Origin of the sequence: Ideonella azotifigens, from assembly GCF_006519715.1 — a bacterium.
Taxonomy (GTDB): domain Bacteria; phylum Pseudomonadota; class Gammaproteobacteria; order Burkholderiales; family Burkholderiaceae_C; genus Ideonella; species Ideonella azotifigens.
In genome coordinates this window covers 1-2,006 of sequence record NZ_VIDT01000856.1, presented here as the reverse complement: position 1 = coordinate 2,006, position 2,006 = coordinate 1, and the positions used below count along the sequence as shown (strand labels likewise).

2 protein-coding genes are annotated in these 2,006 nt (G+C 68.9%); one reads left to right on the top strand and one right to left on the bottom strand.

What is annotated here, in order from left to right:
• The first annotated feature begins 1,020 nt into the window (after nt 1-1,020).
• The gene (locus FKP22_RS28490) at nt 1,021-1,605 is read left to right on the top strand and encodes a substrate binding domain-containing protein (protein ID WP_233446990.1); all 585 of its coding nucleotides are present in this window, start codon (nt 1,021-1,023) and stop codon (nt 1,603-1,605) included.
• Here the strand turns inward: FKP22_RS28490 and FKP22_RS28485 are convergent.
• On the bottom strand, nt 1,602-2,006 hold a 405-nt coding region (locus FKP22_RS28485; protein ID WP_170201155.1), incomplete at its 5' end, for a TolC family protein. The two genes, FKP22_RS28490 and FKP22_RS28485, sit on opposite strands and share 4 nt — an antisense overlap.

Genomic DNA, 2,006 nt, shown 5'->3' with positions numbered 1-2,006 from the left:
AAACCTCTAGGCGAAAAAGCAGTCGCAACTTCTGCAGCGACAGGGCTCTTTTGCACGGCGTGTGCCAACTTATACCCAGCACCACATTGGTTCGGGCAAACCATGAGGCTTTGCAGCTGAAAGCCATCGCCCAAGCCCTGCTCGCGCCCGTCTGCTGTGCACCGGCGCACGGGCCGAGTGCAGGCCATGGGCGGTTTTCCATACGCGGGTTTTGGCCCCCGGGGCGGGTTTCCGCACTCGGCAGGATGCCCGGCTGAAGCACGGAATGGAAAGACGCAGAAAAGGCCCGCGAAAGCGCTTTGCCAACGGCCGAAACAGGCGCGGCTTTGGGCACACTACGCACCCTGATGTCAGAGCCGGCCCTTCTTTTGCCCCCTGCCCCGCGCTGGCCTCGCCGCTGGCAGCCGCTGCTCATCGGGCTGCTGGCTTTGCTGCCCATCGTCGGCGGCGCACTGGCCGGTTACCAGCTCAGCGAGCGCGCCGGCCTGTCGCAACAAGCGGCCGTGGCCAACGAGCGGCTGGAGCTGTACGCCGCCACGCTCGAAGCCGAGCTGGCGCGTTATGCCTTCCTGCCCAGCCTGATTGCCGCTGAAGATGATGTGCAGGCCCTGCTCGCGCAGCCCAGCGATGCCTCGCTGCAGGACCGTGCCAGCCGCGTGCTGGCGCGCATTGGCGTGCGGGCCGGCGCCAACCTGATCGTCGTCACCTCGCCGCAGCAGGAAGTGCTGGCCACCAGCAACCGCTACCAGAGCGCCAGCGGCAGCGAGGGCCGGCCGTCCACAGGACTGGCCAATGCCTTGAAGGAAGGCACGGCCGACTTCTTCGCCGCCAACGACTCCGACGGCAGCACCGACTACTACTTCGCACAACCGGTGCGCCGCGCCGGCCAGACGCTGGGCCAGGTGCTGGTGCGCGTGAACCTGGCGCCACTGGAAGCCACGTGGATCGACCTGGGCCTGCGTTCGCAGAGCGAGCGGCTGATGGTGGTCGATGAAAACGAGGTCGTGGTCATGTCCTTTGATGGCAACGCTGGCGCCGCTGCTGGCCGCCCATCCCGGGCTGGTGCTGGACCTGCGGCTGTCCGAAGTGAGGGCGGACGTGGTGGACCAGCAGATCGACATTGGCGTGCGCATTGGCCCGATGCGCGACAGCGGCTTCGTGGCCCGCGCCGTGGCGCAGGTGCATTTCCACGTGGTGGCCACGCCCACACTGGTGGCGCGCGTGGGCGCGCCGCAGACCATCGCCGAGTTGCTGGACCAGCGGCCCTGCACCGCGATGATCGACCTCAACAACGGCCGCCCGTGGAACTGGCTGTTCCGCGGCAGCCGCCAGCAGGCGCCCGCCGTTCCCGCCTTTGTGACCGACGACCCGGAGGCCGAACAGGCCGCCGTGCTGGCCGGCATCGGCTTTGGCCAGTTGCCGGACTTCCTGGCCCAGCCGGCGCTGCGCGAGGGCCGGCTGGTCAGCGTGCTGGATGCAGAAGCGCCGAAGCCCTGGCCGGTGCACGTCTACCGTGCACGCCAGAGCCCCGTGCCAGCCCGCGTGCGGCTGGTGTTCGAGGCCCTGGTGCAGGGCCTCGCGAAGTTGCCAAGCAGCAGCGCCTAGCCCTCCCAGCCGCCACCCAGCGCACGGATCAGCGCCACCGTGCTCTGGAACTGCGCGCCCTGGATCTGCACGGCCTGGCGCAGGTTGCGCAGTTCGTTGCGGCGGGCGTCGAGCAGGTCGAGCTGGCTGACCAGGCCATTGCGGTAGCGCACGTCCGACAGCTGTGTGGCGCGCGTCGCCGACTTGACGGCCAGCGCCAGCACGGTGGACTGGGCCTGCAGCAGTTCCAGCGAAGTCAGCTGGTCCTCGACCTCGCGCAGTGCGGTCAGCACCTGGCCGCGGTAGCTCTGCAACGCGATCTGCGCGTCGGCTGCGATGCGGTCTTCGTTCGCCTGGCGCCGGCCACCGTCGAAGATGGGCAGCGACAGCAGCGTGCCGACCGACCAGGCGCGGGCTGACCA